Raw genomic sequence first — 25328 nt, forward strand, 5'->3', positions numbered from 1 at the left:
GCTCCCCGCGTTCCGCGCCTAGCGAAGCTTGAGTGACGACAGCGCGACGAGCCCGAGCACGATCGACACGATCCAGAAGCGGACCACGATCTTCTGCTCGGCCCAGCCGACCTTCTCGAAGTGGTGGTGGATCGGCGCCATGAGGAACACGCGCCGGCCCGTGAGCTTGAACGACACCACCTGGATGATCACGGACAGCGTCTCGACGACGAAGATGCCGCCGACCACGGCCAGCAGGATCTCCTGGCGGATCAGCACGGCGATCGTGCCGAGCGCGCCGCCGAGCGCGAGCGCGCCGACGTCGCCCATGAACACCTGCGCGGGCGACGTGTTGAACCACAGGAAGCCGAGCCCGCCGCCGACGAGCGCGCCACAGAAGATGGCGAGCTGGCCGCTGCCCGGCACCGACTTGATCTGCAGGTACTCCGCGATGCCGGCGTGGCCCGCGGCGTAGGCGAGGACGAGGAAGACGCCCGAGGCGATCATCACCGGGCCGATGGCGAGGCCGTCGAGGCCGTCGGTGAGGTTCACGCCGTTGCTCGCGGCCACGATGATGAACGCCGCGAGCGGCACGTAGAGCACGCCGATGTGCGGCGTGAAGCCCTTGAAGAACGGGACGGCGAGCTGGTTGTCGAACGCGGGGTCGTTGTAGATCACGATGCCCACGACGAGCGCGAGCGACACCTGCCACACGAGCTTCGTGCGCGCGCGGATGCCCGCCGAGCTGCCCTCGGTGACCTTCTTGTAGTCGTCGACGAAGCCGAGCAGCCCGTAGCCGGCGGTGAGCCCGAGCACGGTCCACACGAATCGGTTCGTGAGGTCGCTCCACAGCAGCGCGGCGCCGATCGTCGACAGCAGGATGAGCAGGCCGCCCATCGTCGGCGTGCCCGCCTTCGCGGCGTGGTCCGGCCCGATCTCGCGGATCGGCTGGCCGACGCGCAGCGCCTGCAGGCGCCGGATCACCCACGGCCCGAGCATCAGCGACACGAAGAGCGCCGTCAGCGTCGCGGCCGCCGTGCGGAACGTGATGTAGCGGACGACGTTGAAGCCGCCGAAGACGTCGGCGAGCGAGTAGAGCAGGTGGTAGAGCATCAGCGCTCCTCCGATCGTTCGGCCTCGAGCGCGGCGACGACGCGCTCCATCTGCATCGAGCGCGAGCCCTTCACGAGCACCCAGTCGCCGGAGCGCACGCGCGCGCGCACGCGCTCGGCCGCCTCGTCGTGCGAGGCGACGACGGCCGCATCCGCGCTCGCGAGCCCGGCGGCGAGCGCGCCCTCCCGCACGAGCGCGGCGCGCGCGCCGTAGGCGAAGAGCGCGTCGATGCCGAGCTTCGCGGCGCGCGCGCCCGCCTCGCGGTGCGCGTCGTCCGCGGCGTCGCCGAGCTCGCCCATGTCGCCCATCACGGCGATCGCGCGGCCGCCGGTCGCGAGCGCGCGCAGCGCCTCGAGCGAGGCGCGCATCGAGTCCGGGTTCGCGTTGTACGTGTCGTCGACGACGACGACGCCCGAGGCGAGCGGGACGGGCGTCATGCGCCCGCGGATCGGTCGGTAGTCGGCGAGCCCGCGCTCGACCGCGTCGACGTCGAGCCCCGCGGCGAGGCCGACGGCCGCGGCGGCGAGCGCGTTGATCACGGACGTCTCCGACAGGCCGCGCACGAGCGCCTCGCACGCGCCGGCCGGCGTCTCGACGCGGAACGCGAAGCGCCCTGCGTCGAAGCGCACGTCGCGCGCCGTCACCGGCGCGCCGGGCGCGCGTCCGTAGCCGAGGGACGGGCAGGGTGCGCGGCGCGCCTGCTCGACGACGCGCGCGTCGTCGAGGTTCACGCAGGCGGTTCCCGTCGCGGGCAGCGCGGCGAACAGGTCGCCCTTCTCGGCCGCGATCTCCTCGCGCGACCCGAGGTGCTCGATGTGCGCCGTCCCGATGTTGGTGAGGACGCCGATCGTCGGCCGCGCGATCGCCGCGAGGCGCGCGATCTCGCCGCGGTGGTTCATGCCCATCTCGACGACGGCGAGCGCGTGCTCCTCGGTGCGACGGAGCAGCGTGAGCGGCACGCCGTACTCGTTGTTCAGGTTGCCGCGCGTCGCGAGCGTCGGCGCGTGCGCGGCGAGCACGGCCGCGCACATCTCCTTCGTCGTCGTCTTGCCGCTGCTCCCGGTGAGCCCGACGAGCGGGCCGCGGAACCGGCCGCGGTGCCCGCGCGCGACGTCGGCCAGCGCGCGCGTCGTGTCGTCGACCTCGATCGCGCACGCGGCGCGCGCGAGCGCTCCGACATCGGCGCGCCCGCGCTCGACGACGAAGCCGGTCGCGCCGCGCGCGGCGGCGTCCGCGAGGAAGGCGTGCGCGTCGTGGCGCGGGCCTCGGATCGCGAAGAAGAGGGCGCCGGGCTCGACCGTGCGCGTGTCGATCGAGGCGGAGGTGAAGACGCGCGCCGCGTCGCCGCGCACGAGCGCGCCGCCGCACCAGCCCGCGGCGTCGCCCGCGCGCAGCACGACGCCGCTCATCGCGCGCCTCCGCGCGGGGCGTCGCCGCCGGTGCGCGGTGCGACGCGCCGGTCGAGCGCGCGGCGCGCCTCCTGGCGGTCGTCGAACGGGAGCTTCTCGCGGCCGACGATCTGGTAGTCCTCGTGGCCCTTGCCCGCGAGCACGACCGTGTCCTCGTCGCCGGCGATCGCGATCGCGCGCTCGATCGCCTCGCGGCGGTCGCGCACGATCGCATAGCATCCGCTCGCCGGGCCGAGCGCCTCGGGCTCGACGCGCGCGAGCGAGCGCAGCCCCTCCTCGACGTCGCGCAGGATGGCGTCCGGATCCTCGGTGCGCGGGTTGTCGCTCGTCGCGATCGCGACGTCGGCGCGGCGCGCGACGGCCTCGGCCATCAGCGGCCGCTTGCGGCGGTCGCGATCGCCGCCGCAGCCGAACACCGCGATCAGCCGGCCCGTGCCCTGCGCGAGCGGACGCACCGACGCGAGCAGCTTCTCGACCGCATCGGGCGTGTGCGCGTAGTCGACGAGCACGCCCGGCGCGCGCGCGTCGGCCGCGCTCGGCCGCACGCGCTCGACGCGGCCCGGCACCTGCGGGCAGCGCGCGACGCCCTCCGCGATCGCGTCGCGCGGGAGGCCGAGCGCACCCGCGATGCCGCACGCGACGAGCAGGTTCTCGACGTTGAAGTCGCCGATCAGCGGCAGCGCGACGTCCTGCTCCGCGCCGTCCGGCCACGCGAGGCGCGCCTGCGTCCCGTCGAGCGAGGTGCGGGCCGACAGCACGCGCAGCTCGGCTTCGTCGCGCGTCGCGCCGGCGCGACGCGAGCAGCGCCACACTTCGGCACCGCGCTCACGCGCGATCGCGACGAGCCGGGCGCCCGCCGGATCGTCGACGTTCACGACGGCGGCGCCGCCCGGTGCGAGGTGGTCGCGGAAGAGGCGCGCCTTCGACGCGAGGTAGGCCTCCATGCTGCCGTGGAAGTCGAGGTGGTCCTGCGTGAGGTTCGTGAACGCGCCGACGGCGAAGTGGCAGCCGGCGACGCGGCCGAGCTCGAGCCCGTGCGACGACACCTCCATCACCGCGGCCTCGACGCCGAGCGTGACCATCGAGCGCAGCAGGCGCTGCAGGTCGAGGCTCTCGGGCGTCGTGTTCACCGCGGGCTGGCGCTCGCCCGCATAGCGGATCTCGACGGTGCCGATGAGGCCGGTGCGCGCGCCCGCGCGCTGCAGGATCGACTCGACGAGATAGGTCGTGCTCGTCTTGCCGTTCGTCCCGGTGACCCCGACGAGGCGCAGCTCGCTCGCCGGGTCGCCGTAGAAGCGCGCGGCGAGCGGCGCGAGGGCGCGCCGCGCGTCCGGGACGACGACGACGGGGAGGTCGCCCGCGACGTCGTTCGCCGGCGCCGTCTCGACCACGAACGCGACGGCGCCGAGGGCGCGCGCCTGCGCGAGGTAGTCGTGGCCGTCGGTCACCGCTCCGCGGAGCGCGACGAACAGGTCGCCCGGGCAGACGCGGCGCGAGTCGTACGCGAGTCCGCGCACGATCGGGTCGGCGGCGGCGTCGGCGCGCTGCCACGCGGTGGGCGCGAGCGGAGCGGGAAGCGCAGCGAGCAGCGCGGAGAGCCGCATCAGAGTCCGCCCCCATCGCGCGTCGACGCCGACGCGGCCTGCGCGCGCGGGTCGGCGAAGCGCACGAAGACGCGCGCGTGCCGCTCGTCGGCGTCGAGGATGTCACCGGGGGCCGGGTGCTGCTCGATCGCGAGGCCGGACCCCTGAGTCTCCAGCGGAATGCCCTGGGACGCCGTGATCTGCCTCACCTGGGCGAGCGAGTAGCCGCGGAAGTCGGGCACGAAGAGTCGGCTCCCCGCGCGCGCGATCTCGAGCTCGCCCGCGGCGCGCGGGGCGCGGCGCGGGAGCGGGAGCGGAGCGCGGCGCTCGGGCGGTGCCGCCGAGACCTCCGGCGGCTCCGTCGCGGCGATCGCGTCGCGCGCGGCCGCGTCGCGCGGCCGCTCCGACACCGGCGCGGCCTTCGCCGTGCGCGCGGGCGCGACGGCCTCCGCGTGCGCGAGCGCGACCGGCTCGGGCGGGGGCGCGGCGATCGGCGCGGGGTGCGTGATGATGCCGAGGTGCGCGAGCTGCGCGGCGGCGACGCTCGCGAAGAGCGGCGCGGCGACGACGCCGCCGCTGTGCACGGTGCGCGGCTCGTCGAGGGCGACGACCACGACGAGCCGCGGATCGTCCGCGGGCACCGCCCCCGCGAACCACGCGACGTAGTCGCGCTTCGAGTACGCGTGCGTGCGCGGATCGAGCTTCTGGGCCGTTCCCGTCTTGCCCGCGACGTCGATGCCCGCGAGCGCGGCGAGCCGTCCCGTCCCCTCCGCGCTCACGACCTCGCGCATCATCGCGAGCACCGCGGCGGCGGTCTCGCCGCGCACGGCGCGGTGCGAGGGGCCGAGCGGCGCGTACTCCCAGTCGCCCTCGGGCGCGCGCCGCGCCAGCACGAGCCGCGGCGTGCGCCACACGCCGCCGTTCGCGAGAGCGCCGATCGCGGCCGCGAGCTGGACGGGCGTCACGCTGATGCCCTGGCCGTAGGAGATCGTCGCGTGGTCGACGGGCTGCCAGTCGCGCCACGTGCGCAGCAGGCCGGCGGCCTCGTTCGGGAACCGACTGCCCGTCGGGCGGCCGAAGCCGAAGCGCTCGAGCGCCGCGTGGTGGCGCTCCGCTCCGAGTCGATAGGCGATCTGCACGGCGCCGACGTTGCTCGACACGCGCAGCACGTCCGCGAGCGTGAGCACGCCGAAGTCGCGGCGGTCGCGGATCGTCTTGCCGGGAACGTCGAGCTCGCCGCCGCTCGTGTCGAGCCGTTCGTCCGGCGTCACGACGCCGGCGTCGAGCGCGGCGGCGACGACGAAGACCTTCATCGTCGAGCCGGGCTCGATCAGGCGGTCGAACGCCGGCGAGCCCGTCGTGCGGAAGGGCGTCGTGCGGAACGCGTTCGGGTCGAACGACGGGGCCTCGGCCAGCGCGAGCACGTCGCCCGTCGCGGGGTCGAGCGTGATCGCGACGCCCCCGCGCGCGCCGGTCTCCGCGACGGCGCGCGCGAGCGCGAGCTCGGCTTCGGCCTGCAGGCTCGCGTCGATCGTGAGTGCGACGTCGCCGCCCGCGGCGTCGGTCGGGCGCACCGGCGTGATCACGATCAGCTGGCCGCCGCCGTCGCGCTCGACCGGCACCGAGATCGGCGAGCCCTGCAGCCAGGCGTTCTCGCGCTGCTCGATGCCGCGCGCGCCCTGGCCGTCGATGTTGGTGAAGCCGAGCAGGCGCCCCGCGAGCGCGCCGGCCGGGTACTCGCGCTTCGGCTCGGCGACGAGGCCGACGCCCGGAAGCCCGAGCTTCGCGACCGCTTCGGCCTGCGCGCTCGACACCCAGCGCGCGACGAACGTGAAGCCGCGGCGCCGGCCGAGCCGCTCGTCGACGCGCGCGCGCGATACGGAGAGGGCGCGTGCGAGCGCGTCGCGGCCCGCGTCGTCGACCTCGGCCGGCATCGCGTAGACCGAGGCCGCGTTCACGGTCACGCCGAGCTCGACGCCGCGGCGGTCGTAGAGGACGCCGCGCGCGGGCGGGAGCTCGAGCAGCGTGTAGACCTGCTGGCCCCAGAGCGCGTCGCCGGCGTCCTCGATCACGGTGAGCTGGGCGGCGCGTGCGGCGAGCGCGAAGAACGCGAGCAGGCCGACCGCGCGGATCGCCCCGACGCGTGCGACGGCCCCGCGAAGCTCGATCGCCCTCATCGCGGCGCGTCCGCGGCGGTCGCGGCGGCGACGCCGATCGCGGAGATCGCCGCCGCCGCGCCTCCGGCGGTGGACTGCACGGGCGCCGCGGCGAGCAGCGCGTCGCCAGCGTCCGCGGCGACGACGGCGGGAACGCGCGCGCCGTCGGCATCGCCGTCCGCGTCGCCTCGCTCGGGCGGGCCGGCGGCAGCCACGGCGGGCGGCGCGTCGTCGCCGCTCGCCGACGGCAGGTCGATCACGCGCTCCGGACGCGCGAAGCCGAGCGCGGCCGCGCGCTCGACGAGCTCGCGCGGCGAGCGCTGCTTGCGCATCTCGACCGTCAGGTCGCTCTGCTCGGCGCGCAGCTCGCGCTCGCGCTCGACGTGCTCGGCGAGCTCGTACCGGAGCTTCAGCACCTGCGTGCGCAGCGACGTCAGCGCGAACGCGCAGGCGACGGCGGTCAGCACGGCGGGGAGGAGCGCGAGCGGCGAGCGAGGCGCCCGCACGCGCTTGAAGTCGCGCCCGATCGGGCTCGCGAGCGCGCTCGTGCGGCGGCGTGCGCCGCCGCGCGCGACGTTGCGCGTGCCGCGGGGCGCCCTCACGCGGCCTCCGCGACGTCGACGCGCTCGGCGGCGCGCAGGCGCGCCGAGCGGGCGCGCGGGTTGGCGCGCGTCTCGGCGGCGGACGGGACGACGGGCTTGCGCGTCAGCACGCGCAGCCGTCGCGCGCGACCGCACACGCACACCGGCACCTCGCGCGGGCACTCGCAGCCCTTCTCCTCGAGGCGCAGGTGCTGCTTCACGATGCGGTCCTCGAGCGAGTGGTAGGCGATCACGACGAGGCGTCCGCCGGGCCGCAGCGCGGAGACGGCGGCGTCGAGCCCGTCGCGCAGCGCGCCGAGCTCGTCGTTCACCGCGATGCGGAGCGCCTGGAAGACGAGTGTCGCGGGGTTGTGCGCGCGGCCGCCGCCGACGCCCGTCTCGCGCACGACGCGCAGCAGGTCGGCCGCGGTGGCGAACGGCTGCGCGTCGCGGCGAGCGACGATCGCGCGCGCGAGCTTGCGCGCCCCGCGCAGCTCGCCGAGCTCGCGGAAGCAGCGCTCGAGCTCGTCCTGCGACGCGCTCGCGAGCAGGGCGGCGGCCGACGCGCCGCGCGTCGGGTCCATGCGCATGTCGAGCGGCGTGGTCTCCGCGGCGTCGGCGCCGAACCGGAAGCCGCGCTCCGGCGCGTCGAGCTGGCGCGACGAGACGCCGAGGTCGAGCAGCACGCCGTCGACGCCGTCGATCTCCTCGGCCTCGAGCACGCGGTCGAGCACGCGGAACGAGGAGCGCACGATGCGCGCGCGCTCGCCGAAGGGGGCGAGACGCGCCTGCGCGGCGACGAGCGCCTCGTCGTCGACGTCGAGACCGACCAGGATGCCGTCGGGAGCCGTGCGCTCGAGGATGGCCTGCGCGTGCCCGCCGCCGCCGAGCGTGCCGTCCACGACGACGAGCGGGCCGGGCGCCTCGGCCGCGCGGCCATCGAACAAATAGGAGAGCGCCTCGGCGAGCAGGACCGGTTCGTGTCGGTATTGGCTGGCCACGAGAGCGGCGCGCCTCCCGCCAGACCCCTCGCGAGGTGCGCATGGAGCGAAGCGGTGAAGATGCTGGGGTGCCGCGGGGCACCTACGCGGCGGCTCGTACCCCCCACAGACCGAGCCGTCGCACCCATCGGTGTCCCGCGGACACCCCAGCCTCTCTCCCGGAGCCACACGGCTCCGGTCCCCCCACCGTGTCGATCAGCTCTCCGACATCGCGACCGCCGACGCGATCGCGTCGAAGTCGGCCACGGTCCGCTGGAGCTCCTGATCGAAGAGCGTCTTGTCCCAGATCTCGATCCGGGGCCCGACGCCGGCAATCGTGACTTCGCGCTCCAGGTGCGCGTGATCGCGCAGGAACTGGGGCACGAGGATGCGTCCCTGGGAGTCGAACGGGGCCTCGACGGCGCCCGAGACCATGAACCGCAGGTACGCCTTGTTCTCGGGGGCCACCCGGGCGCGGGCCGCCAGCGACTCCTCGATCTCCGCCCAGTCCTCGTTCGCGTAGAGCACGAGACAGCTCTTCTCGTTCGTGAGGATGGGGGCTCGGGTGCTGCGGTCCTGCATTTCGGATCGGAATCCTGCCGGGATGCTCAGGCGCCCCTTGCTGTCGATGTTGTGCGTGTACCGACCGCGGAACATCGTTTAGCTTCTCGTGGGAATCGGTCGGCTGGCTCGGGGTCGCGTCTGCCACTCGATGGGCCGACCATGCCACTTGAAGCCACTTTTCCCCACCGGCGGCTGTGTACCGCGGGCCCGAGCGGTCGGCAACGGGGTCGCCAGAAAATTGTCGTTTTTCTCGCGAACGCGGAGGGCAACGCCACGCGCGCGGCGCGGACGTGTCGCGTTCGCTCGGCTGGGAGCGCCGGTTCAGTCGAGGCGCAGCTCGGGGAAGGTCGCCGCGTGGGCGTCGGCGACGCGCGCGACCGCGGCGCGCAGCGCGCTTCCGGGCGGGAGGGCGCGGGCGCGCGGGTCGGGCACGGCGCGCGCGGGCTCGAGCAGCGCCTCGAGCACGGCGCTCGTTCCCTCGCGGAGCCCGCTCTCCGCATAACCTCCTTCGAGGACGAGCGCGATGCGTCCGCCGCAGAGCTCCTCGGCGAGCGAGCGCACGATGCGCGCCATCGCGAGGAAGCCCGCGCGCGTCACCTCCATGGAGGCGAGCGGGTCGTCGCGGTGCGCGTCGAAGCCGCACGAGACGAGGATCGCCTGCGGCGCATAACATCGGGCGACGGGCACGAGGACGCGCTCGAAGACGCCCGTGTACTCCTCGTCGCCGCTGCCCGCCGGGAGCGGCACGTTCACGGTCGCGCCGCGCCCCTCCTCGACGCCGATCTCGCCGGCCCCGCCCGTCCCGGGGTAGTACGGGAACTGGTGCGTCGACACGTACAGCACGGACGGGTCGCGCTCGAACGCGTGCTGCGTGCCGTTGCCGTGGTGCACGTCCCAGTCGAGGACGAGCACGCGGTCGAGCCCTTCGTCGCGCTGCAGCGCGCGCGCCGCGATCGCGACGTTGTTGAGCAGGCAGAACCCCATCGCGCGCGAGGCCTCGGCGTGGTGGCCGGGCGGGCGCACGGCGGCGAGCCCCGCGCGCGCCTCGCCGCGCGCGACCGCGCGGGCGACGTCGACGGCGGCGCCCGCCGCGAGCAGCGCGACCTCGTGGCTGCGCGCGGAGACGTGGGTGTCGGGGTCGAGCTGCGCGGGCGCGCGCGCGGCCGCGGACTCGAGCGTGCGCAGGTAGGCCTCGTCGTGGATGCGCAGGATCTCGCCCGCGCTGGCCTCGCGCGGCGCGCGGGCGCGGAGCTCGGCGCTCCGCTCGTCGCAGGCGGCGGCCACGGCGGCGAGGCGTTCGGGACGCTCGGGGTGGCCGGCGGGCGTGCGGTGGTCGAGGAAGCGAGCGTCGATCGCGACGTGGACGCCTTCGCCTGTGCTCGCCATGCGCGCCATCCTATCCGAGTCGCCGCCGCGGCGAGCGCGCGCGCTCGGCGGTGCCTCGGCAGTGCCTCGGCGGCGCGCGCTACGGTGCGCCCGGTGCGCGAGCCGCCCGGGCCGGCCCGCGCGAGGAGAGCGCCGTGGGCGCACAGCGCATCGCCATCACCGGTCTCGCGACGCCGCTCGCGCAACGGCTCGTCGAGCGGCTGCTCCAGGCCGAGGCGGCGCCCGCGCTCCTCGGGCTCGACGTGCGACGCCCGCTCCGCCAGCACGAGCGGCTCGCGTTCTGCGACGTCGACCTCACCGACCCCACCGTCGACGCGCGGCTCGCCGACGTGCTGCAGCGCGAGCGCATCGACACCGTCGTGCACCTCGCGTTCCGCCGCTTCCCGTCGAGCGACGTCGACTACGACCACGATCTCGAGACCGTCGGCAGCTTCGCGCTGCTCGCGGCGTGCGCGGCCGCGAAGGTGCGCAGGCTCGTCGTGCAGTCGAGCACGATGGCCTACGGCGCGCACGCGTCGAACCCGAACTTCCTGACCGAGTCGCACCCGCTGCGCGGCCACCCGGACGCGCACAACGTGCAGAACCGGGTCGAGGTCGAGTCCATCCTGGCCGACTGGACGCGCCGCCATCCCGACGTGCAGGTGAGCGTGCTGCGCCACTGCTGGGTGATGGGGCCGACCTGGTTCGACCGCGTCGTCGAGTTCTTCGAGCGCTCGCGCATCCCGACGGTGCTCGGCTACGACCCGCTGCTGCAGTTCGTGCACGAGCGCGACCTCGTCGACGCGTTCGAGCGCGCCGCGCTCGAGGCGCACCCCGGCGTCTTCAACGTCGTCGGTCGCGGCGTCGCGCCCCTCTCGACGCTGCTCGCGCTCGCGGGCAAGCGCAACGTCGCGGTGCCGCGGCCCGTGCTCTACCGCACCGCCTGGCTCGCCTCGCAGGGCGGCACGGGCGACCCGCCCGCCGGCTTCTTCGACTACCTTCGCTTCCTGTGGGTCGCCGACGGCGCGCGCGGCTGGCGGGAGTTCGGCGAGCCCATCTACACCACCACCGAGGCGTGGAGCGCGTTCGTCGGGTCGCGGCGCCTGCGCCGCCTCGGCTGACGCGCGCGGAGGAACACGGTCGTGAACCAGCCCTCCGACAACGTCGTGCCGTTCCCGCGCGAGCGCGCGCGCGGCGCGGCGCCCGAGGACGTCGCCGCGCTGCGCGACGCGCTGCGCGGCCTGCGCAGCGAGATCGACGCGCGCTTCGCGCCGCGGAGCGAGCCGGGCGTCGAGTCCGAAGCGGAGTCGTTCGACTGGATCGAGCTGTTCGACGAGCTGCGCCGTCGTGCGGGCAGCTTCGGCATGAGCGAGCGCTCGGGCGAGGTCGACGAGTTCGGTCTCGACGTGATGACGCTCGTGCGCGCGCGCCCGCTGCTCGACTTCCTCGTCGACCGCTACTGGCGCGTCGAGCTCGCCGGCGCCGAGCACCTCGGCGGCACCCAGCCGGTGCTGCTCGTCGGCAATCGCTCGGGGCTGCTTCCGTGGGACGGGCTCGTGCTCGCGCACTGCATCCAGCGCGAGCGGCCCGATTGGTACCGGCCCCGCTTCCTCGTCGCGGACTGGCTGATCACCCTTCCGTTCGCCCAGCCGCTGCTCGCGCGGCTCGGCGGCGTCCGCGCGTGCCGCGAGAACACCGATCGACTGCTGCGGCGCGGCAAGTCGGTCATCGCGTTCCCGGAAGGCGTGAAGGGCGCCGCGAAGGATTTCCGCCTGCGCTACCGGCTCCAGCGCTTCGGCCGCGGCGGCGCGGTGCGTGCGGCGATCGAGAACGGCGTGCCGCTCGTGCCCGTCGGGATCGTCGGCGCCGAGGAGGTGCACCCGATCCTCTACAAGTCGCGCACGGCGGGGCGCGCCGTCGGGCTGCCGTTCCTGCCCGTCACGCCCACGTTCCCCGCGCTCGGGCCGCTCGGCCTGCTTCCGCTCCCGTCGAAGTGGACGATCGAAATCGGCGAGCCGCTCGCGTTCGACGCGCTCGACCCGGAGAGCGCGGCCGACGAGCTCTTCGTGTCGCGCATGAACGAGGAGCTGCGCACGCGCATCCGCGCGCTCGTCACGCGCGGCCTCGCGCGCCGCGGCGGCGCGCGCGACTAGCATCCGCGACGCGATCCCAGGGCGCGGCGCGCGCCGCGCGCGCCGTCAGGCGTCCTCGCCGCGCGCGTCGTCGGCCGGAAGCGGAGCGCGGGCCGGCTCCGGCTCCTCCCACGTCTTCTCGAGGCGCTCGAGCGCGTGCGCGACGCGGCGCAGGTTCTCGTTCAGCGCGTCGATGTCGGAGCGCCGCGGCAGGTCGAGCAGCTTGAACACCCGCTCCATCGCGTTCTGCACGATCTCGTCGACGTCGGGCGACGTGTAGGCGATCCAGTCGGAGAGGCCGCGGCCGCGCCGCTCGCGCGGCGCGTCGTCTCCGCCCGTCGCCTCGTCGCCCGCGCCGCGGCGCTCGCCGGGGCGCACGAACCGCCGGAAGCGATCCTGGATCTCCTCGAGGTTCTCGTTGGCCTCGCCGACGCCCTTGCGCAGCGCCTCGTAGAGCGCGTCGCCGCCGCGACCGAGGATCTGCGAGAGCAGGCCGCTCGGCGTGTCGCTGCGCGTGCGCTCCGTGTCGACGAGGATCTGCGAGAGCGCGACCTTCGTGATGTCCTCGCCCGTCTCGTTGTCGACGACGCGCACCTCCTCGCCCTCGTCGAGGAGCTCGGCGATGCCCTTGAGCGTGATGTAGCGGCTCGTCGCCGTGTTGTAGAGCTTCCGGTTCGCGTAGCGCTTGATCAGGATCGCCATCGAGCTCGCACCTCGCGGTCGTCGCCGCCGATCGGATCCACCGCGCGCGCGCGGTCGTCGTCGTCGTCCACTCGGACGCGCACCCGCTGCACGCGTCCGTCCGGCGGCGCCGCGTGCGGGCGCCCATTTTGCGCATCGGAGCCGCGCGCGTCGCGCTCTTTCTGCGCCGTCCCGCGAGCAGGCGCGCCGGACGGGCGCACGCCGAGCTCCCAGAGCACCTCGCGCAGCCCGAGGAAGGCGCGCAGGACGGCGCGCGCGTCGCGGTCGTGCGCGGCGCGCTCCTGCCAGCGTTCGATCTCGACGTCGAGCGCCGCGGACAGCGCGGAGAGGAGGGCGTCGGAGGCCCCGGGAGCGGCGGCGTCGCCCCGCACCCGGGACTCGAGCTCGTCGAGCATGCGCGCGAGCGAGGCGGTCGGCGCGTGCGCGGCCGGCGACTCGGGTGCCGCGACGAGCGCGACGGCGTCGAGCAGGCTGCGCGCCGCGGCGATCGCTTCGGCGCCCGCGGCGCGCGCGTGTCGCGCGGCGTCGGCGAGCGCCTCCTCGACGCTAGCGGGCATGGGTCTCCGCCGTCGCTCGCCGCTCACGTCTTCGCGCCTCCCGTTCCGGCGCCGTCGATCCCTGCGCCGTCCGTCCCGGCGCCTTCGGTCGCGGCGCGTCCGCTCGTCGCGCGGCCTTCGTTCGTCGGGCCCTCGGGCGCCGCGGAGGCGCGCGCGGCCGTCTCGCCGAACAGCGCGGCGACGATCGCGTCGAGCCCGTCGACGTCGTGCACGTCCGCAGCGAGCTCGGGAACGCGGTGGAAGAACCGGCCCGCGGAGCGCGCGCGCGCTGCCAGGGGCTCGAGCGCGCGCCGGTCCGCGAGGACCTGCGCAGCGTATCCCGAAGCGAGCGCGAACGCCGCGCGTGCGCCGGCGTCGGCCCGCTCGCCGAGCGCCGGCTCGAGGCGCAGGGCGAGCGCGCGCCGCGCGTCGTCGTCCGCGCCGCCGTCGGCGAAGCGCGCGAGTGCGTCGGGCGCGACGGCGTCGTCGGGCCACGTGCGCACGCGGTTCGCGACGACGCCGGCGACGCGCACGTCGAGCGCGTCGAGCTGGTCGAGGAAGCGGTCGGCGGCTCGCGCCGCTTCGGTCGAAGGCCCCGTCACGACCACGAAGCGCGTCGCGTCCGAGCGCAGCAGCGCCGAGAGCCCCTGCGCGCGGCCGCGCAGCCCCTCGGTCAGGCTCTCGAGCGCGATGAGCAGCTCCGACAGGTCCTCGAGGAACGCGAGCCCCGAGACGCGCTCGATCAGCGCGAGCACGCTGTGCGCGGCGCGCTCGAACAGCCGCAGCCCGACGCGGCCGGCCGCGAGCGTCGGCTGCAGGAGCAGCGCGACGAGCCGGCTGTCGAGGAACTCGGCGATCCGCATCGGCGCCTCGAGGAACTCGAGCGCGTGCTGCGCGGGCGGCGTGTCGACGACGATGCGATCGAAGCGCGCGTCCTCCGCGATCTCGTACACGCGCTCGAGCGCCGCGTACTCCGCGCTGCCGGCGACCGTCGTCACGATCTGCTGGTACAGCGCGTTCGCGAGGATGCGCTCGCGCGTCGCGGCGTCGGGCGCGAAGCGGTCGACGAGGCGGTCGAACGTGCGCCGCGAGTCGAGCGTGAAGACCGCGAGCGAGCCGTCTCCGTCGACGGCGATCGCGTGCGCCGCGTCGCCGTCGCCGCCCTCGAGATCGACGCCGAGCGCGTCGGCGAGCCGGCGGGCGGGGTCGATCGTCAGCACGGCGACGTGCTCGCCGGCGCGTGCCGCCGCGAGCGCGATCGCGGCCGACGTCGTCGTCTTGCCGACGCCGCCCGTCCCGGCGCAGACGACGACGCGCGCCGGTGCGAGTGCGCGCGCGAGCTCGCCTCCGTTCACGCGACGGCCTCGCCGCCGGGAGCGGGATGCGCGTCGCGCGCGGCGTCGCGCGCGTCGACGGGAGCGGCGAGCAGGTGGGGCGCGAGCGCGGCGAGGTCGTCCGGGCCGCGCACCGCGCCCGGGAGGAACGGCAGCACGACGACGGGCAGCTGCACGAGCTCGCCGAGCATCGCGAGCTGGCGCTCGTGCAGCGCGCGCCGCGCGACGCGGTGGCGGATGCAGCGCGCGAGCACGCCGGGCGGCGGCGCGCTCGGCGCGCCCGCGCGCGCGCCCGCCTCGCTCGCGGCCAGCGCGTCGAGCGCGTCGGGCAGGCTCTCGAGCGACGCCGGGAGCGGCCGCGCCTCGACGGCGTTCACGACGATCCGATCGACCGCGATCTGCCGTTCGCTCCGCAGCCGCCCGACCAGCTCCGCCGTCTCGCGCACCGGGAGCTCCTCCGCGAGCGCGACGGGGAGCAGGCGCGTGCGCCGCGGGTCCGCGAGCAGGCGCTCCACCTCGGCCGCGTTGCGCCGCAGCGGCCCCGTCCGCACGGCGGAGGCGACGACGTGCGGGACGTCGAGGAAGGTGAGGCCGTGCCCGGTGGCGGGGGCGTCGACGACGATCAGGTCGACGGTCGGGCGTCCGTCGCGCTCGCGGCCGCGCTCGAAGTGCCAGATGGCGCCGAGCGCGATCAGCTCGCGCCAGCCGGGCGTCGCCCCCATGAGCTGCTGGAAGGCGCGGTTGCGCACCACGCGCTCGGCGACGAACGAGCCGAGCTGCAAGCCGAGGTAGTCGGCGAGGGCGTCGAAGGGGTCGAGTCGCATCGCGCGCAGCCCGGGCGCGACCTCGCGGCCCGCGTAGCCGACCGGTCCGACGCCCGGGCGGACGAGCGCGGCGGCCTGCTCGTCGCGTCCGACCTCGGCGAGGAGCACGCGGCGGCCCGCGCGGGCGGCGGCGAGCGCGAGCGCCGCCGCGACCGTCGTCTTCCCCGTGCCGCCCTTGCCCGTCACGATGACGAGCCGCGCGTCGAGCAACGGCGGCAGCGGGTCGGGCATCACGAGGACCTCTCGCACCTGGCGTCGGGACGCGACGGGCGCCGGCATCTCAAGCGCATCCCCACCGCTTCCGAAGTAGCAAACCGCCAGGCCCCGCCGCGCCCGACGAGCGCGCCGGCGAGAAGGGGACGCCGCGCGTGATCGTCGAGTGTCGAAGCTGCCAGACGCGATTCCAGCTGGACGAGTCGCGGATCCCGCTCTCCGGGATCCGCGTGCGATGCTCGAAGTGCAAGGAGGCGTTCTTCCTCGAGCATCCGTCGGCGTCCGAGCAGGAGGCGCTCGAGGACGTCGCGACGCGCGCCGCGGCCGGCGGGCGCCCTCCCGATTCCACCCAGGATCTCGTCGACGCGAGGCCCGCCGCGAGCGGTCTCGACGACGACGAGGAGGACTGGGAGTTCAATCACGACCTTCCGCCCGAGCCCGCGCGCGCCGCGGGCAGCGCGGCCGGCGCGGCCGGAGCCGCGCCGGTGGCGACGCCCGCCGTCGAAGACGACGCGAGCTTTGGGAGCATCGACGACCTCGGCGACCTCGGCGGCGACGACGACCTCGGCGATCTCTCCGACGACGACTTCGGCGCGCTCGCCGCCGCGGCTTCGCAGACCGCATCCGCCCCCGCCGCAGTCGCACCGCCCGCACCGGCGCGTGGCACCGCGGCCGAGCGCATCGACAGCGCGATCGACGCCTTCGCGGCGTCGGGCGCGAGCGAGGCGTCGCGCGGGCTCGACGGGCTCGACGCGCTCGAAGGCGGCGATGCCGCGCCGGACCTCGGCGAGCCCGAGGACTGGGACCTGCTCGGCGACGACCTGTCCGCGCCCGAGGCGCCCGTGGCGTTCTCCGCCGCTCCCACCGCGAGCGCGCCGCCCGCGCACATGCGCCCGGCCGTCGCCGCGCCGCGCGGGCCGGTCGGCGTCGACGCGTTCGACGTCGCGCCGCTGGCCGTGCCGGGCTGGCTGCAGCGCGCGGGCGCGGCGCTCGGCGCGTGCGTCGCGATCGCGCTCTTCGGAGCCGCGCTCGCGCGCGGGCTCGCGCCGGCGGCGGCGTCGGGCGATGCGGCGGGCGCGTTCGAGGTCGGGCCGCTGCGCGCGCGCTCGCTCGGCTCCGTGTTCATTCCGGTGCGCGGCGGCCGCACGCTGCTCGCCGTGACCGGCGAGCTCCACAACCCGACCTCGGCGCCCGTGCGGCCCGAGTCGCCGGTGTGGGTCGAGCTGCTCGATGCCGACGGCGTGGCGCTCGATCTGCCCGCCGCGCGCGCCGGCAGCGTGCTCGACCCGGAGATGCTGCGCGACCTCGGCCCCGACGAGCGCGCCCAGCTCCAGCAGGGCGCGTTCGCCGCATTCGCCGCGGGCGCCGTGCCCGCGGGCCGGCACGTCGCGTTCGCCGCGTACTTCGAGGATGCGCCGCCGGGCGCGCGCCGCGTCGCCGTCGGCGCGCGCGATCGCGCGGCTACGAGTCCTTCCGACCTTCCGTGACGCGCTCGGAGCGACGTTCGTCGCCGTCGCCGGGCGTCACGTCGATCTCCTTCTTCTCGTCCTTGATGCCCGACTTGAAGTTGCGGATGGCCTCGCCGATGCCGCTCCCGATCTCGGGGAGGCGGCGCGCGCCGAACAGCAGCACGCAGATCGCCAGGATCACGACCAGCTCCATCGGACCGAGGCCGAACATGGCGACTCCCCTCGTGCGTGGATGGGCCCGAACGCTCGACGCGGTGCGCGCAGGCGCGGACGCGTCGACGGAGGGCGACGGGGCGGAAGGGCGCAGAGAGTGACGCCGGCCCGGAGTGCGGTCAAGCGCGCGGGCAGGGCCGCCGCGCGGCTAGGATCCCGCCCGCCATGATCTTCAAGGCCTACGACATCCGCGGAATCGTTCCCGACCAGCTCGATCCGAAGCTCGCCTATGCGATCGGCCGCGCCACGGCGCGTCACTTCGAGGCCGACACGCTCGCCGTCGGGCGCGATGCGCGCCCGCACTCGCCCGACCTCTGCGAGGCGCTGATCGAGGGCATCCGCGACGAGGGCACGCACGTCGTCGACCTCGGACTCGTGTCGACACCGATGCTCTACTTCGCGGTCGACCACCTCGAGACCGACGGCGGCGTGATGGTCACCGCGTCGCACAACCCGAGCCAGTACAACGGCTTCAAGCTGTGCCGCGAGCACGCCATTCCGGTCGGCGAGGCGAGCGGGCTGCGCGAGATCGAGAAGCTCGTGCCCGCGCGCGCGAGCGCGCAGGCGGTCACACCGCGCGGCGAGCTGCGCGTCGAGGCCGTGCTCGACGAGTACGTCGAGCACGTGCTGTCGGTGGGGAAGGGGCGCCCGTCGCTCACCGTCGCGATCGACTGCGGCAACGGCATGGCCGGACGCGCGCTCGGGCCGCTGCTCGATCGGCTCGGCCTGCGCACGGAGCTCCTCTACGTCGAGCCCGACGGCACCTTCCCGAACCACGAGGCCGACCCGCTCAAGCTCGAGAACCTCGAGGACCTGATCGCCGCAGTGACGCGCGTCGGCGCCGACTTCGGCGTCGCGTTCGACGGCGACGGCGATCGCGCCGTCTTCGTCGACGACGCGGGCGAGCCCGTCTCGTCCGACCTCGTGACCGCGCTGCTCGCGCGCTACCAGCTGCAGCGCGTGCCGGGTGGCCGCGTGCTCTACGACCTGCGCTCGAGCAAGGCGGTCCGCGAGGAGATCGTCGCGGCGGGCGGCACGGCCGAGATGTGCCGCGTCGGCCACTCGTTCGTGAAGGCGCAGATGCGCGAGACGGGCGCCGTCTTCGCGGGCGAGCTCTCCGGACACTTCTACTTCCGCTTCTCGCCGACGCTCGTCGCGGACGACGGCACGGCCGCGTTCGTCGCGATGCTCGACGTGCTCGCCGACCGCAAGGAGCCGCTGTCGAAGATCGTCGCGCCGCTGCGGCGCTACTCGGCGAGTGGCGAGATCAACCGGCGCGTGCGCGACACGGACGCCGTGATCGGCGCGGTCGCGGCCGAGCACACCGGTGCGGACGAGGTCTCGCGGCTCGACGGCCTGCTCGTCCGCTACGCGGACTGGTGGTTCAACCTGCGGCCGTCGAACACCGAGCCCGTGCTGCGCCTGAACCTCGAGGCCGACACGCGCGAGAAGATGGAGCTCGAGCGCGACCGCATGCTCGCGCGCATCGAGGAGCTCGGCGCGGCCTAGCGTCCGCGCCGGGCTCCGCGCCCGCCGTCAGGCGCCGCCCGCGCCGCCGACGCGCGCGAGCTCCGCCTCGACGATCTCGACGAAGTCCTCGAGCGGGCGCGCGCCCGAGAGCAGGATGCCGTTCACGAAGAACGCGGGCGTTCCGGACGCGCCCGCCGCGACGCCGGCCTCGGCGTCGCGGGTCACGACCGCGGCCGCCTCGGGGCTCGCCGTGCAGGCGTCGAAGGCCGCGCCGTCGAGGCCGAGCTCGCCCGCGAAGCGGTCGAACGCCTCGGCGCCGAGCTCGCGCTGGTTGGCGAAGAGCTTCTCGTGGAACTCCCAGAACTTCCCCTGCTCGCCGGCGCACGTCGCCGCGATCGCCGCGGCGCGCGCCTCGGGGTGGATCGAGTCGAGCGGGAAGTGGCGGTAGACGAGGCGGACCTGCGTCGGATAGCGCTCGAGCAGCTGGTCGACGGTGGGCTCGGCGCGGCTGCAGAACGGGCACTGGTAGTCGCTGAACTCGACGATCGTGACGGGCGCGTCGGCGGGGCCGCGCGCCTGTCCGATGGCCTCGACCTCGATGCGCGGCGGCTCGAGCTTCATCGTGACGTTGGCCGCGGCGATCAGCGCCTCGACGGCCTCGGCGCGCTTTCCCTGCTCGAGGTAGGCGCGGATGCGCGGCCCGACGTTCTCGAGCGTCTCGCCCGGGCGCATGCGCTCCTTGTTCTCCTCGAAGAACGCCGCGACCTCCGCGTCGTCGACCGCGCCGAGCGATGCGACCTCGCTCTCGAGCAGCTCTTCCTTCGTGACGCCGCGCTTCTTCGCCTCGGTCTCGACGACGAGGTCGCGCACCCACTCGTCGAGCGCCTCGGAGCGCGCGTCGAAGAGCTGTGCGGCGATGCGCTCGTCGAGCTCGGCGAGCGTCACCTCGCGCTCGTTCACGACCGCGACGACCGGGCTCGCCGCCTCGGCGCACGAGGCCGTATCGCCGGTCGACGAGCACGCGGGAGCGTGCGCCAGGAGGAGCGCCGCGAGCGCGGCGTGCGAGACGAGGCGGAATGCGGACATGCAGGCTCCCTGGGGCGATCGCGGCGCGCGGGCCGCGCGCGATCGCGGCGTGGTGGCGGACGTCGGGCTTCCTTCGAGGGCTCGCGGGAGGCCGCGGAGTGCGGCGACGCGTGCGAGCGGCTGCGAGACGCTTCCCGTCGGCGCGCCTTCGCATGTGCGCTGCGGCCGGCGGGAGGCGGACGATCGGCGGCTAGTATTGCGCACCATGGGCGGCGCGGGCGCGGCCGATCGCGAATCGACGGGCGCGATCGCGCGCTTCCGGGCCGGAGCGGCGCTCGTGCCCCGCGCACTCCGCCTGCTGCGCGCGCGCTCGGAGCTGTGGGCGCCGGCCGCCGTTCCCGCGCTCGTGACCGCGGTGCTCGTAGCGTTCGCGATCGCAGTCGTCGCCGCGAACGCGGGCGGCTGGTCGGCGGCCGTCGCGCGCGCGCTCCCGAGCCCGGTCGCGGAGTCGGCCTGGCAGTGGCTGTGGGTCGGCCCCGTCGTCGCCGGCCTCTGGCTGGCTCGGCAGCTGCTCGTCGCGGTGCTCGCCGCGGCGGCGCTCGTCGCCGCGATGCTCGCCGCCGCGCTGCTCACGTCGCCGGTCCTCGACGTGCTCTCGCAGCGCGTCGAGCGGGCGCTCACGGGCGCCGCCGCGGGCGACGACGAGGCCTTCGACGCCGGCCGGCTCGCGCGCGACGCGCTCCGCTCGCTCGGCCACGAGGCGCGCAGGCTCGCGTTCTTCGCGGCGGTCTGGCTCGCGATCACCGCGGGCGGGTTCGTCGTGCCGTTCGGCCCCGCGCTCGCGCCGATCGCGCTCGCGGCGTTCGCGGTCGCCTACCTCCCGCTCGAGTACGCGGGCTTCGCGCTCGACCGCCGGCGCGTCGCCTTCGGCGCGCGCCGCGCGTGGCTGCGCGCCGAGCGCGCACGCACGCTCGGCTTCGGTGCCGCGGCGTTCGCGATCGGCGCCGTACCCGGGCTCAACTTCGCGCTGCTGCCGGTGCTCGTCGCCGCGGGGACGCTGCTCGTCGTCGAGCGGCCTCCGCTCGCCGCGCCACCGTCGCCGCGCGCCGTCGCTCGCGACTAACGAGCTTCCGCGCCGTCGAGGCCGACGTGCGCGCGGACGAACTGCCAGATGCGCTTCAGCGCGGCGCCGGGCAGGTCGGCGTGGCCGCTCGCGAACCAGGCGACGTCCGCCGGCCCGCGCGCGGCGGCGTGGAGTCGCAGCGCGGCTTCGCGCGGGATCGTCTCGTCGCGCTCCGCGTTCACGAACAGGAGCGGGCGCGGGGCGATCCGCTCGACCCACGCGGAGAGCGCGAGTGCCGCGCCGTCGGGCGGCGTGCCCGCGACCGCGATCGCCGCCGCGCGCGGGCGCGGGTCGGCGCCGCAGAGCGCGCAGCCGAGCAGGCCGCCGAGGCTGAACCCCACGTACGCGACGCGTGTCGCGTCGACCTGCGGAAGCTGCGCGAGCGCGTCGAGCAGGCGGCGCAGGTCGAGCACTGCCTGGCGGGCGAGCTCGGTCCACAGGATCTGCTCGACGCCGTCGAGCGGCTCGCCCCGGAGCGCGCGCGGGGCGCTCGCGGCGAGGCGCTCGCCCATCTTCGCGTTCGCGCGCGCGCCGTGGAGCGGGAGGTCGAGCGTGGCGACGGCGGCTCCCTCGCTCACCCAGCGCCGGGCCATCTGCATGTACGCCGCGTCGCGCGAGCCGCCGAGCCCGTGGACGAGGAGCACGACCGGCGGAGGCGCGTCGCCCGTCGGTGGGAGCGCGACGCGGGCGGGGACGCGGTCGCCGCGCGACGAGAGCTCGAGCTCGAGGCGCGGGCCTTCGCCGTCGCCGGCGGGCAGGGTGGCGACGCGCAGCGCGAGCGGCTCGTCGGGGTCGGGGCGGAGCGTGGCGTCGTCGAGCATGGGCGGCGGAGTCTAGGGCCCGCGGCGCCGATCGCCGCCCGCGCGCGCGGCGCCGTCGCGAGGCGAGGGCCCGCGCGCGGCGGTCGCCGGCGCTTCGCCGGCCGCGCGGGCTCAGGGCGCGAGCAGGAGCTTGCGCGTGCGGTAGAGATGCGACTTCACCGAGTCCTCGCTCTTGCCGAGCGCGAGCGCGATCTCCGCGATCGATCGCTCCTCGAGGTGGTGGAGCCGGAAGACTTCGCGCTGCTCGTCGGACAGCTTCTCGGCGAGCGCGCTCGCGAGCGCGTCGGCGCGCTCGCGGCAGTCGTACATCTCGTCGGGCGACGGCAGCGACGAGGGGGCGGCCGGGTGCGGCGCCGACGAGGCGATGTCCTCGTCCTCGATCGACACGACCGGGTGCTGCCGGCGCTTGTAGCGGCTCGCGATGGTCCGCCGCGTCAGCCCGAAGACCCAGGCCACGAAGGGCGCGTCGCCGCGGTAGCTCTGGATCGACGAGAAGACGTTGATGAAGACCTCCTGGACGGTCTCCTCGGCGTCGGCGCGGTTGTCGACCCGCCGGCCGACGAAGAGCGCGATGCGCTTGAAATAGCGCTCGTAGAGGGCCTCGAAGGCCGCCTCGTCCCCGCGGCGCATGCGCTCGACGAGCAGCTCGTCGTCGAGGGCGCCGATGTCGCGGATCTGCGGGGCTGCCATGGGGGGCAGGACTCCTTCCCAGAGCCGGATCGCCTGCGGTCGCGTCACTGCCGACCGAGCCGACCCTTCGCGCGGCCCCGGCGGAGGCCGAGCGAGTGCTCGAAGGGATGAGTGGCGGCGAGGGGTGCCGAGGTGTCAAGAAAAGTCACCGGGTGCCGAAAATCGTCGCTTGCCCTCGGCTCGATCCCCGGGATCCTGCCCCGCGGGATGCGGGCGCGCAAGCTCAGCTCGACGCGGGAAGCGGCGAGGAGGCCGCACCGAGGTCGGCCTCGGTGAGCCGCGTGCGGAATCGCGAGGCCTCGGCCGGGGAGGCCGGCCCCGCGGCCGCAGCCGGCGGCGGCCGCGGCCCCTCCGCGCGCGCGCGGTCCGAGCGCGCCGCCGCGGTCGCGGGCGCTTGCGGGGCGAGCGCGTGCGGCTTCACCCCGTCGGCGGGGTGCGGTGCGGTCGGAGCGTCCGCGGCCTCCCCACCCGAAGACGCGTCGTCGGCCGCCGCGGGGCCGGGCCGCGCCGGCAGGCAGCGCACGCGCGCGTCTCCGAGCCACAGGGCCGCCGCGAGCGTGTCGGGCTCGAAGGCGCGCGCGACGAGCACGGCGCGCACGGGGCGCGCGGCGTCGAGGCCGCTCGCGCGGGCGAGCTGCTCCCAGTCCGGGAGGCGCGGCTCGAGCCACGCGATCGCCGCGAGCGCGCGCGTCAGCACGGCGCCGTCGTCGGGCGCGTCGCAGAAGAACACGACGTGGACGCCGCCGCCGGGGTCGAGCGCGACGGCATCGATGCGGTGGACGGCGCCGAGCACGTCCCACGCGAGCGGTGTGAGCTCCGGCGCGACGGCGGCCAGCTCCGCGCGCAGCGCCTCTCGATCGAAGTCACGCATCGGCCGCGCCTCCGATGTCCTCGACGAGCAGCGCGGCCACGTCGGCGAGCGTGCGCGCCGCGGGCGACTGCGGGTGCGCGAGGCCGACGGGCCGCTGCGAGAGGATCGCCCGGTAGAGGTGGAGGTCGTCGGCGACGAGCCCGTAGCTCGCGATCGGCCGCGGGATCGCCGCGTCGGTCGCGCTCGCGAGCGCGTCGAAGGCCGTGCGCGCTTCCGCGATGCTGCGCACGCCGTGGATCGTGGCGCCGATGCGCGCGGCGGGCGCGGCGCGCGCGATGTCGAGCACCGCGGCGGCGGCACGCCGGCGCCCGTCGTCGTCGGCTGCGCACAGGACGAGCCACGTCCCCGGCGCGTCCGGCCCCGCGGCGACCTCGCGCAGCGCGAGCTCGGGAACGCAGGCGAGCACGCAGCGCGCGCGCCCGCCCGAGCGCTCGGCCGCCTGCGCGAGGGCAGTGCGCGCGATCTCGGCCGCGGGAGCGCGGTCGAGCAGCGCGACGCGACAGCCGAGCGGGCCCGGGCCGTCGCCCGGCCACACCGCCTCGCTCGACTCGTCGCGGGCCGCGACGAGCGACGCCTCCGCGCCGGCGCGCGCGAGCTCGACGCACAGGTTCCAGGCGAAGGCGGCGCGCAGCACGTCGCCGTCGCCGACCGGGATCGCCACGACGGCGCGCCGCTCGCGCGCGTCCGCGCTGCGCGGGGGAGGGTGCGCCGACGCCTCCTCGCGGCGCGCGGCCGCCTCGGGGATGAAGTAGTGGATCACGTCGCCCAGATCGCGCGGCACCAAGGCTCCCCGTCGCGCGCGCACTCGCCGGCGCGCGCGCTCCACCGTACGGGCTCGCGCGGTGATTTGCGAGGGGACACCCCCTCTGTTCGTGGATCTCGAGAAGCCGCGGAGCGGCCGCCGCGCGGCGGCGCGGCCTCCTAGGCGATCACGAGCACCGAGTTGCGGCGGCCGGATGCGCTCGGCACGGACTCGGGGTTGCTCGGATCCTCGCGCCACTCGCCGTCGACGACGTAGCGGTACTGGTACGTCCCGGGCGGCAGCTGGAGGATCTTCGTCCACACGCGCGTCTGGCCGGTCGACTCGATCACCGAGCGGACGCCCTTGTCCGGGATCCAGCCGTTGAAGTCGCCCGCGATGCGCACGTCGCCCGCGCTCGGGTCGCGGAAGCGCACGACGACCTCGCGCATGTCGGCGGTGGTGCGCGACGCGGCGGTGGGCGCCGCGATCGCGGGCTGCTGGGCCTCGGGCGGCGTCGCCTCGACCTCGAGCGCGAGCGCCGCGTAGTCGACCGCGCCGTTCGAGCTCGGCGCGAAGCGGTTGATCGGCTTTCCGTGCTGCGCGGCCTCGCGCAGCTTCACGTTGATGCGGATCACGCTGTCGAAGCACAGGTCCTTGAACAGCTCGCGGATCTCGCCGAGCGTCTGGCGCGCGTACTTCGTGCGGCCGTCGTAGAGCGTCGGCAGGATGCGGACGGTGAGCTCGTGGCCGATGCGGTCCGCGAGCAGGCCGATCGTCTCGAGCAGCTTCTGCACGCCGTCGATCGCGAAGTAGCTCGTCTCGAGCGGGACGATCACCTCGCGCGCCGCGCGCAGCGCGTTGAACGTGAGCATGCCGACCGCCGGCGGGCAGTCGATCAGCACGTAGTCGTAGGGCGTCGGCAGGCGCTCGAGCGCGTTCGCCAGCCGCTCGGTCGGCGCGTCGCCCGTCTGCGCAGCGAGCTTCTGCTCGATCGCCGAGAGCACGATGCCCGAGGGCGCGAGGTCGAGCCGCTCGCCCGCGTTCACGACGATCTGCGCGAGCTGGTCGGCGCCGTCGGGATCGACGAGCACCTCGTACACGTTCTCGGAGAGCTCGTCCGGGTCGACCCCGAGCGCGATCGTCGTGTGGGCCTGCGGGTCGAGGTCGACGGCGAGCACGCGGGCGCCGTCGGCGGCGAGGCTCGCGGCAAGGTTGACGGTGGTCGTCGTCTTGCCGCAGCCGCCCTTCTGGTTCACGACTGCGATGACGCGCATGGCATCCTCTCTTCCGGGGTGCGCGACGGGACGGCTTCCTCCCCGTCGCGTTCCCCCGACGCCGCCCCCCATGGCGACGTCGCTCGCGGCTGCGAGCCGACTCCCTGCAGTCCTCCCCGGAGCTCCGCGCGGACGCCGCCCGGACTCCGTGCGCCTCC

The 25328-nt window shown here is 75.6% G+C and carries 24 protein-coding genes; 5 read left to right on the forward strand and 19 right to left on the reverse strand.

The window, feature by feature from the left end:
• Positions 1–18: 18 nt before the first annotated feature.
• The 8 genes from mraY to R3E88_07450 form a co-directional block, all read right to left on the reverse strand.
• Complete coding sequence (mraY, locus tag R3E88_07415; GenBank protein ID MEZ4216289.1) at positions 19–1092, reverse strand: phospho-N-acetylmuramoyl-pentapeptide-transferase; 1074 nt, start codon at positions 1090–1092, stop codon at positions 19–21.
• On the reverse strand, positions 1092–2501 hold the full coding sequence (gene murF, locus R3E88_07420; GenBank protein ID MEZ4216290.1) for a UDP-N-acetylmuramoyl-tripeptide--D-alanyl-D-alanine ligase: 1410 nt from the start codon (positions 2499–2501) through the stop codon (positions 1092–1094). The genes mraY and murF overlap by 1 nt, the downstream gene beginning before the upstream one ends.
• Positions 2498–4105: a UDP-N-acetylmuramoyl-L-alanyl-D-glutamate--2,6-diaminopimelate ligase gene (locus R3E88_07425; GenBank protein MEZ4216291.1), complete on the reverse strand. Its 1608-nt coding sequence runs from the start codon at positions 4103–4105 to the stop codon at positions 2498–2500. The genes murF and R3E88_07425 overlap by 4 nt, the downstream gene beginning before the upstream one ends.
• Complete coding sequence (locus R3E88_07430) at positions 4105–6261, reverse strand: penicillin-binding protein (GenBank protein ID MEZ4216292.1); 2157 nt, start codon at positions 6259–6261, stop codon at positions 4105–4107. Before R3E88_07430 ends, R3E88_07425 begins: the two co-directional genes overlap by 1 nt.
• Entirely contained in the window at positions 6258–6842 is a 585-nt protein-coding gene (locus tag R3E88_07435; protein MEZ4216293.1) for a hypothetical protein, read from the reverse strand. The genes R3E88_07430 and R3E88_07435 overlap by 4 nt, the downstream gene beginning before the upstream one ends.
• Positions 6839–7822: a 16S rRNA (cytosine(1402)-N(4))-methyltransferase RsmH gene (gene rsmH / locus R3E88_07440; protein ID MEZ4216294.1), complete on the reverse strand. Its 984-nt coding sequence runs from the start codon at positions 7820–7822 to the stop codon at positions 6839–6841. Before rsmH ends, R3E88_07435 begins: the two co-directional genes overlap by 4 nt.
• Positions 7823–8017: 195 nt before the next feature.
• Entirely contained in the window at positions 8018–8458 is a 441-nt protein-coding gene (gene mraZ / locus R3E88_07445) for a division/cell wall cluster transcriptional repressor MraZ (GenBank protein ID MEZ4216295.1), read from the reverse strand.
• A gap of 228 nt (positions 8459–8686) precedes the next feature.
• A complete protein-coding gene (locus tag R3E88_07450) occupies positions 8687–9751 on the reverse strand; it encodes a histone deacetylase (protein MEZ4216296.1) in 1065 nt (354 codons plus the stop codon).
• 134 nt (positions 9752–9885) lie between these two features.
• Here R3E88_07450 and R3E88_07455 point away from each other — a divergent pair, with 134 nt between their 5' ends.
• Together R3E88_07455 and R3E88_07460 are read left to right on the forward strand one after the other, a co-directional pair.
• Positions 9886–10851 (forward strand): NAD-dependent epimerase/dehydratase family protein, encoded by a 966-nt coding sequence (locus tag R3E88_07455; protein ID MEZ4216297.1) that lies wholly within the window; start codon positions 9886–9888, stop codon positions 10849–10851.
• A gap of 21 nt (positions 10852–10872) precedes the next feature.
• Entirely contained in the window at positions 10873–11883 is a 1011-nt protein-coding gene (locus R3E88_07460) for a lysophospholipid acyltransferase family protein (GenBank protein ID MEZ4216298.1), read from the forward strand.
• 45 nt (positions 11884–11928) lie between these two features.
• Here the strand turns inward: R3E88_07460 and R3E88_07465 are convergent, their stop codons facing one another.
• The 4 genes from R3E88_07465 to R3E88_07480 are packed head-to-tail and all read right to left on the reverse strand — an operon-like array spanning position 11929 to position 15489.
• A complete protein-coding gene (locus tag R3E88_07465; protein ID MEZ4216299.1) occupies positions 11929–12564 on the reverse strand; it encodes a polyhydroxyalkanoate synthesis regulator DNA-binding domain-containing protein in 636 nt (211 codons plus the stop codon).
• Positions 12552–13121: a hypothetical protein gene (locus R3E88_07470; GenBank protein MEZ4216300.1), complete on the reverse strand. Its 570-nt coding sequence runs from the start codon at positions 13119–13121 to the stop codon at positions 12552–12554. The genes R3E88_07465 and R3E88_07470 overlap by 13 nt, the downstream gene beginning before the upstream one ends.
• 23 nt (positions 13122–13144) lie before the next feature.
• Entirely contained in the window at positions 13145–14455 is a 1311-nt protein-coding gene (locus R3E88_07475; protein MEZ4216301.1) for an ArsA-related P-loop ATPase, read from the reverse strand.
• On the reverse strand, positions 14452–15489 hold the full coding sequence (locus tag R3E88_07480) for an ArsA-related P-loop ATPase (GenBank protein ID MEZ4216302.1): 1038 nt from the start codon (positions 15487–15489) through the stop codon (positions 14452–14454). The genes R3E88_07475 and R3E88_07480 overlap by 4 nt, the downstream gene beginning before the upstream one ends.
• 137 nt (positions 15490–15626) lie before the next feature.
• Here R3E88_07480 and R3E88_07485 point away from each other — a divergent pair, with 137 nt between their 5' ends.
• Entirely contained in the window at positions 15627–16958 is a 1332-nt protein-coding gene (locus tag R3E88_07485; protein MEZ4216303.1) for a zinc-ribbon domain-containing protein, read from the forward strand.
• On the opposite strand, the gene R3E88_07490 is transcribed toward R3E88_07485, so the two are convergent.
• A complete protein-coding gene (locus R3E88_07490; GenBank protein MEZ4216304.1) occupies positions 16933–17151 on the reverse strand; it encodes a twin-arginine translocase TatA/TatE family subunit in 219 nt (72 codons plus the stop codon). The two genes, R3E88_07485 and R3E88_07490, sit on opposite strands and share 26 nt — an antisense overlap.
• 167 nt (positions 17152–17318) lie before the next feature.
• On the opposite strand from R3E88_07490, the gene R3E88_07495 reads away from it, so the two are divergent.
• Complete coding sequence (locus R3E88_07495) at positions 17319–18662, forward strand: phosphomannomutase/phosphoglucomutase (GenBank protein ID MEZ4216305.1); 1344 nt, start codon at positions 17319–17321, stop codon at positions 18660–18662.
• Between the two features lie 27 nt (positions 18663–18689).
• Here the strand turns inward: R3E88_07495 and R3E88_07500 are convergent, their stop codons facing one another.
• The gene (locus R3E88_07500; protein ID MEZ4216306.1) at positions 18690–19709 is read right to left on the reverse strand and encodes a thioredoxin domain-containing protein; all 1020 of its coding nucleotides are present in this window, start codon (positions 19707–19709) and stop codon (positions 18690–18692) included.
• A 205-nt stretch (positions 19710–19914) separates the two neighbouring features.
• On the opposite strand from R3E88_07500, the gene R3E88_07505 reads away from it, so the two are divergent.
• Entirely contained in the window at positions 19915–20772 is an 858-nt protein-coding gene (locus R3E88_07505; GenBank protein ID MEZ4216307.1) for an EI24 domain-containing protein, read from the forward strand.
• Here the strand turns inward: R3E88_07505 and R3E88_07510 are convergent.
• From R3E88_07510 to R3E88_07530, 5 genes are all read right to left on the reverse strand, one after another.
• A complete protein-coding gene (locus tag R3E88_07510; GenBank protein MEZ4216308.1) occupies positions 20769–21593 on the reverse strand; it encodes an alpha/beta fold hydrolase in 825 nt (274 codons plus the stop codon). The genes R3E88_07505 and R3E88_07510 overlap by 4 nt on opposite strands.
• Before the next feature lie 111 nt (positions 21594–21704).
• Positions 21705–22283, reverse strand: a complete 579-nt coding sequence (locus tag R3E88_07515) for an RNA polymerase sigma factor (GenBank protein ID MEZ4216309.1) — start codon at positions 22281–22283, stop codon at positions 21705–21707.
• A 223-nt stretch (positions 22284–22506) separates the two neighbouring features.
• Complete coding sequence (locus tag R3E88_07520; GenBank protein MEZ4216310.1) at positions 22507–23154, reverse strand: hypothetical protein; 648 nt, start codon at positions 23152–23154, stop codon at positions 22507–22509.
• On the reverse strand, positions 23147–23935 hold the full coding sequence (locus tag R3E88_07525; GenBank protein MEZ4216311.1) for a hypothetical protein: 789 nt from the start codon (positions 23933–23935) through the stop codon (positions 23147–23149). The genes R3E88_07520 and R3E88_07525 overlap by 8 nt, the downstream gene beginning before the upstream one ends.
• A 140-nt stretch (positions 23936–24075) precedes the next feature.
• Entirely contained in the window at positions 24076–25170 is a 1095-nt protein-coding gene (locus tag R3E88_07530) for an AAA family ATPase (protein ID MEZ4216312.1), read from the reverse strand.
• Positions 25171–25328 lie beyond the last annotated feature (158 nt).

The sequence above is a fragment of the Myxococcota bacterium genome (assembly GCA_041389495.1).
Classification (GTDB): domain Bacteria; phylum Myxococcota_A; class UBA9160; order UBA9160; family UBA4427; genus JAWKRT01.

Coding starts and splice junctions, on each gene's coding strand:
- mraY (MEZ4216289.1), bottom strand. CDS start 1,092: ATGCTCTACCACCTGCTCTACTCGCTCGCCGACGTCTTCGGCGGCTTC.
- murF (MEZ4216290.1), bottom strand. CDS start 2,501: ATGAGCGGCGTCGTGCTGCGCGCGGGCGACGCCGCGGGCTGGTGCGGC.
- R3E88_07425 (MEZ4216291.1), bottom strand. CDS start 4,105: ATGCGGCTCTCCGCGCTGCTCGCTGCGCTTCCCGCTCCGCTCGCGCCC.
- R3E88_07430 (MEZ4216292.1), bottom strand. CDS start 6,261: ATGAGGGCGATCGAGCTTCGCGGGGCCGTCGCACGCGTCGGGGCGATC.
- mraZ (MEZ4216295.1), bottom strand. CDS start 8,458: ATGTTCCGCGGTCGGTACACGCACAACATCGACAGCAAGGGGCGCCTG.
- R3E88_07450 (MEZ4216296.1), bottom strand. CDS start 9,751: ATGGCGAGCACAGGCGAAGGCGTCCACGTCGCGATCGACGCTCGCTTC.
- R3E88_07465 (MEZ4216299.1), bottom strand. CDS start 12,564: ATGGCGATCCTGATCAAGCGCTACGCGAACCGGAAGCTCTACAACACG.
- R3E88_07470 (MEZ4216300.1), bottom strand. CDS start 13,121: ATGCCCGCTAGCGTCGAGGAGGCGCTCGCCGACGCCGCGCGACACGCG.
- R3E88_07480 (MEZ4216302.1), bottom strand. CDS start 15,489: ATGCCCGACCCGCTGCCGCCGTTGCTCGACGCGCGGCTCGTCATCGTG.
- R3E88_07490 (MEZ4216304.1), bottom strand. CDS start 17,151: ATGTTCGGCCTCGGTCCGATGGAGCTGGTCGTGATCCTGGCGATCTGC.
- R3E88_07495 (MEZ4216305.1), top strand. CDS start 17,319: ATGATCTTCAAGGCCTACGACATCCGCGGAATCGTTCCCGACCAGCTC.
- R3E88_07500 (MEZ4216306.1), bottom strand. CDS start 19,709: ATGTCCGCATTCCGCCTCGTCTCGCACGCCGCGCTCGCGGCGCTCCTC.
- R3E88_07505 (MEZ4216307.1), top strand. CDS start 19,915: ATGGGCGGCGCGGGCGCGGCCGATCGCGAATCGACGGGCGCGATCGCG.
- R3E88_07510 (MEZ4216308.1), bottom strand. CDS start 21,593: ATGCTCGACGACGCCACGCTCCGCCCCGACCCCGACGAGCCGCTCGCG.
- R3E88_07515 (MEZ4216309.1), bottom strand. CDS start 22,283: ATGGCAGCCCCGCAGATCCGCGACATCGGCGCCCTCGACGACGAGCTG.
- R3E88_07520 (MEZ4216310.1), bottom strand. CDS start 23,154: ATGCGTGACTTCGATCGAGAGGCGCTGCGCGCGGAGCTGGCCGCCGTC.
- R3E88_07530 (MEZ4216312.1), bottom strand. CDS start 25,170: ATGCGCGTCATCGCAGTCGTGAACCAGAAGGGCGGCTGCGGCAAGACG.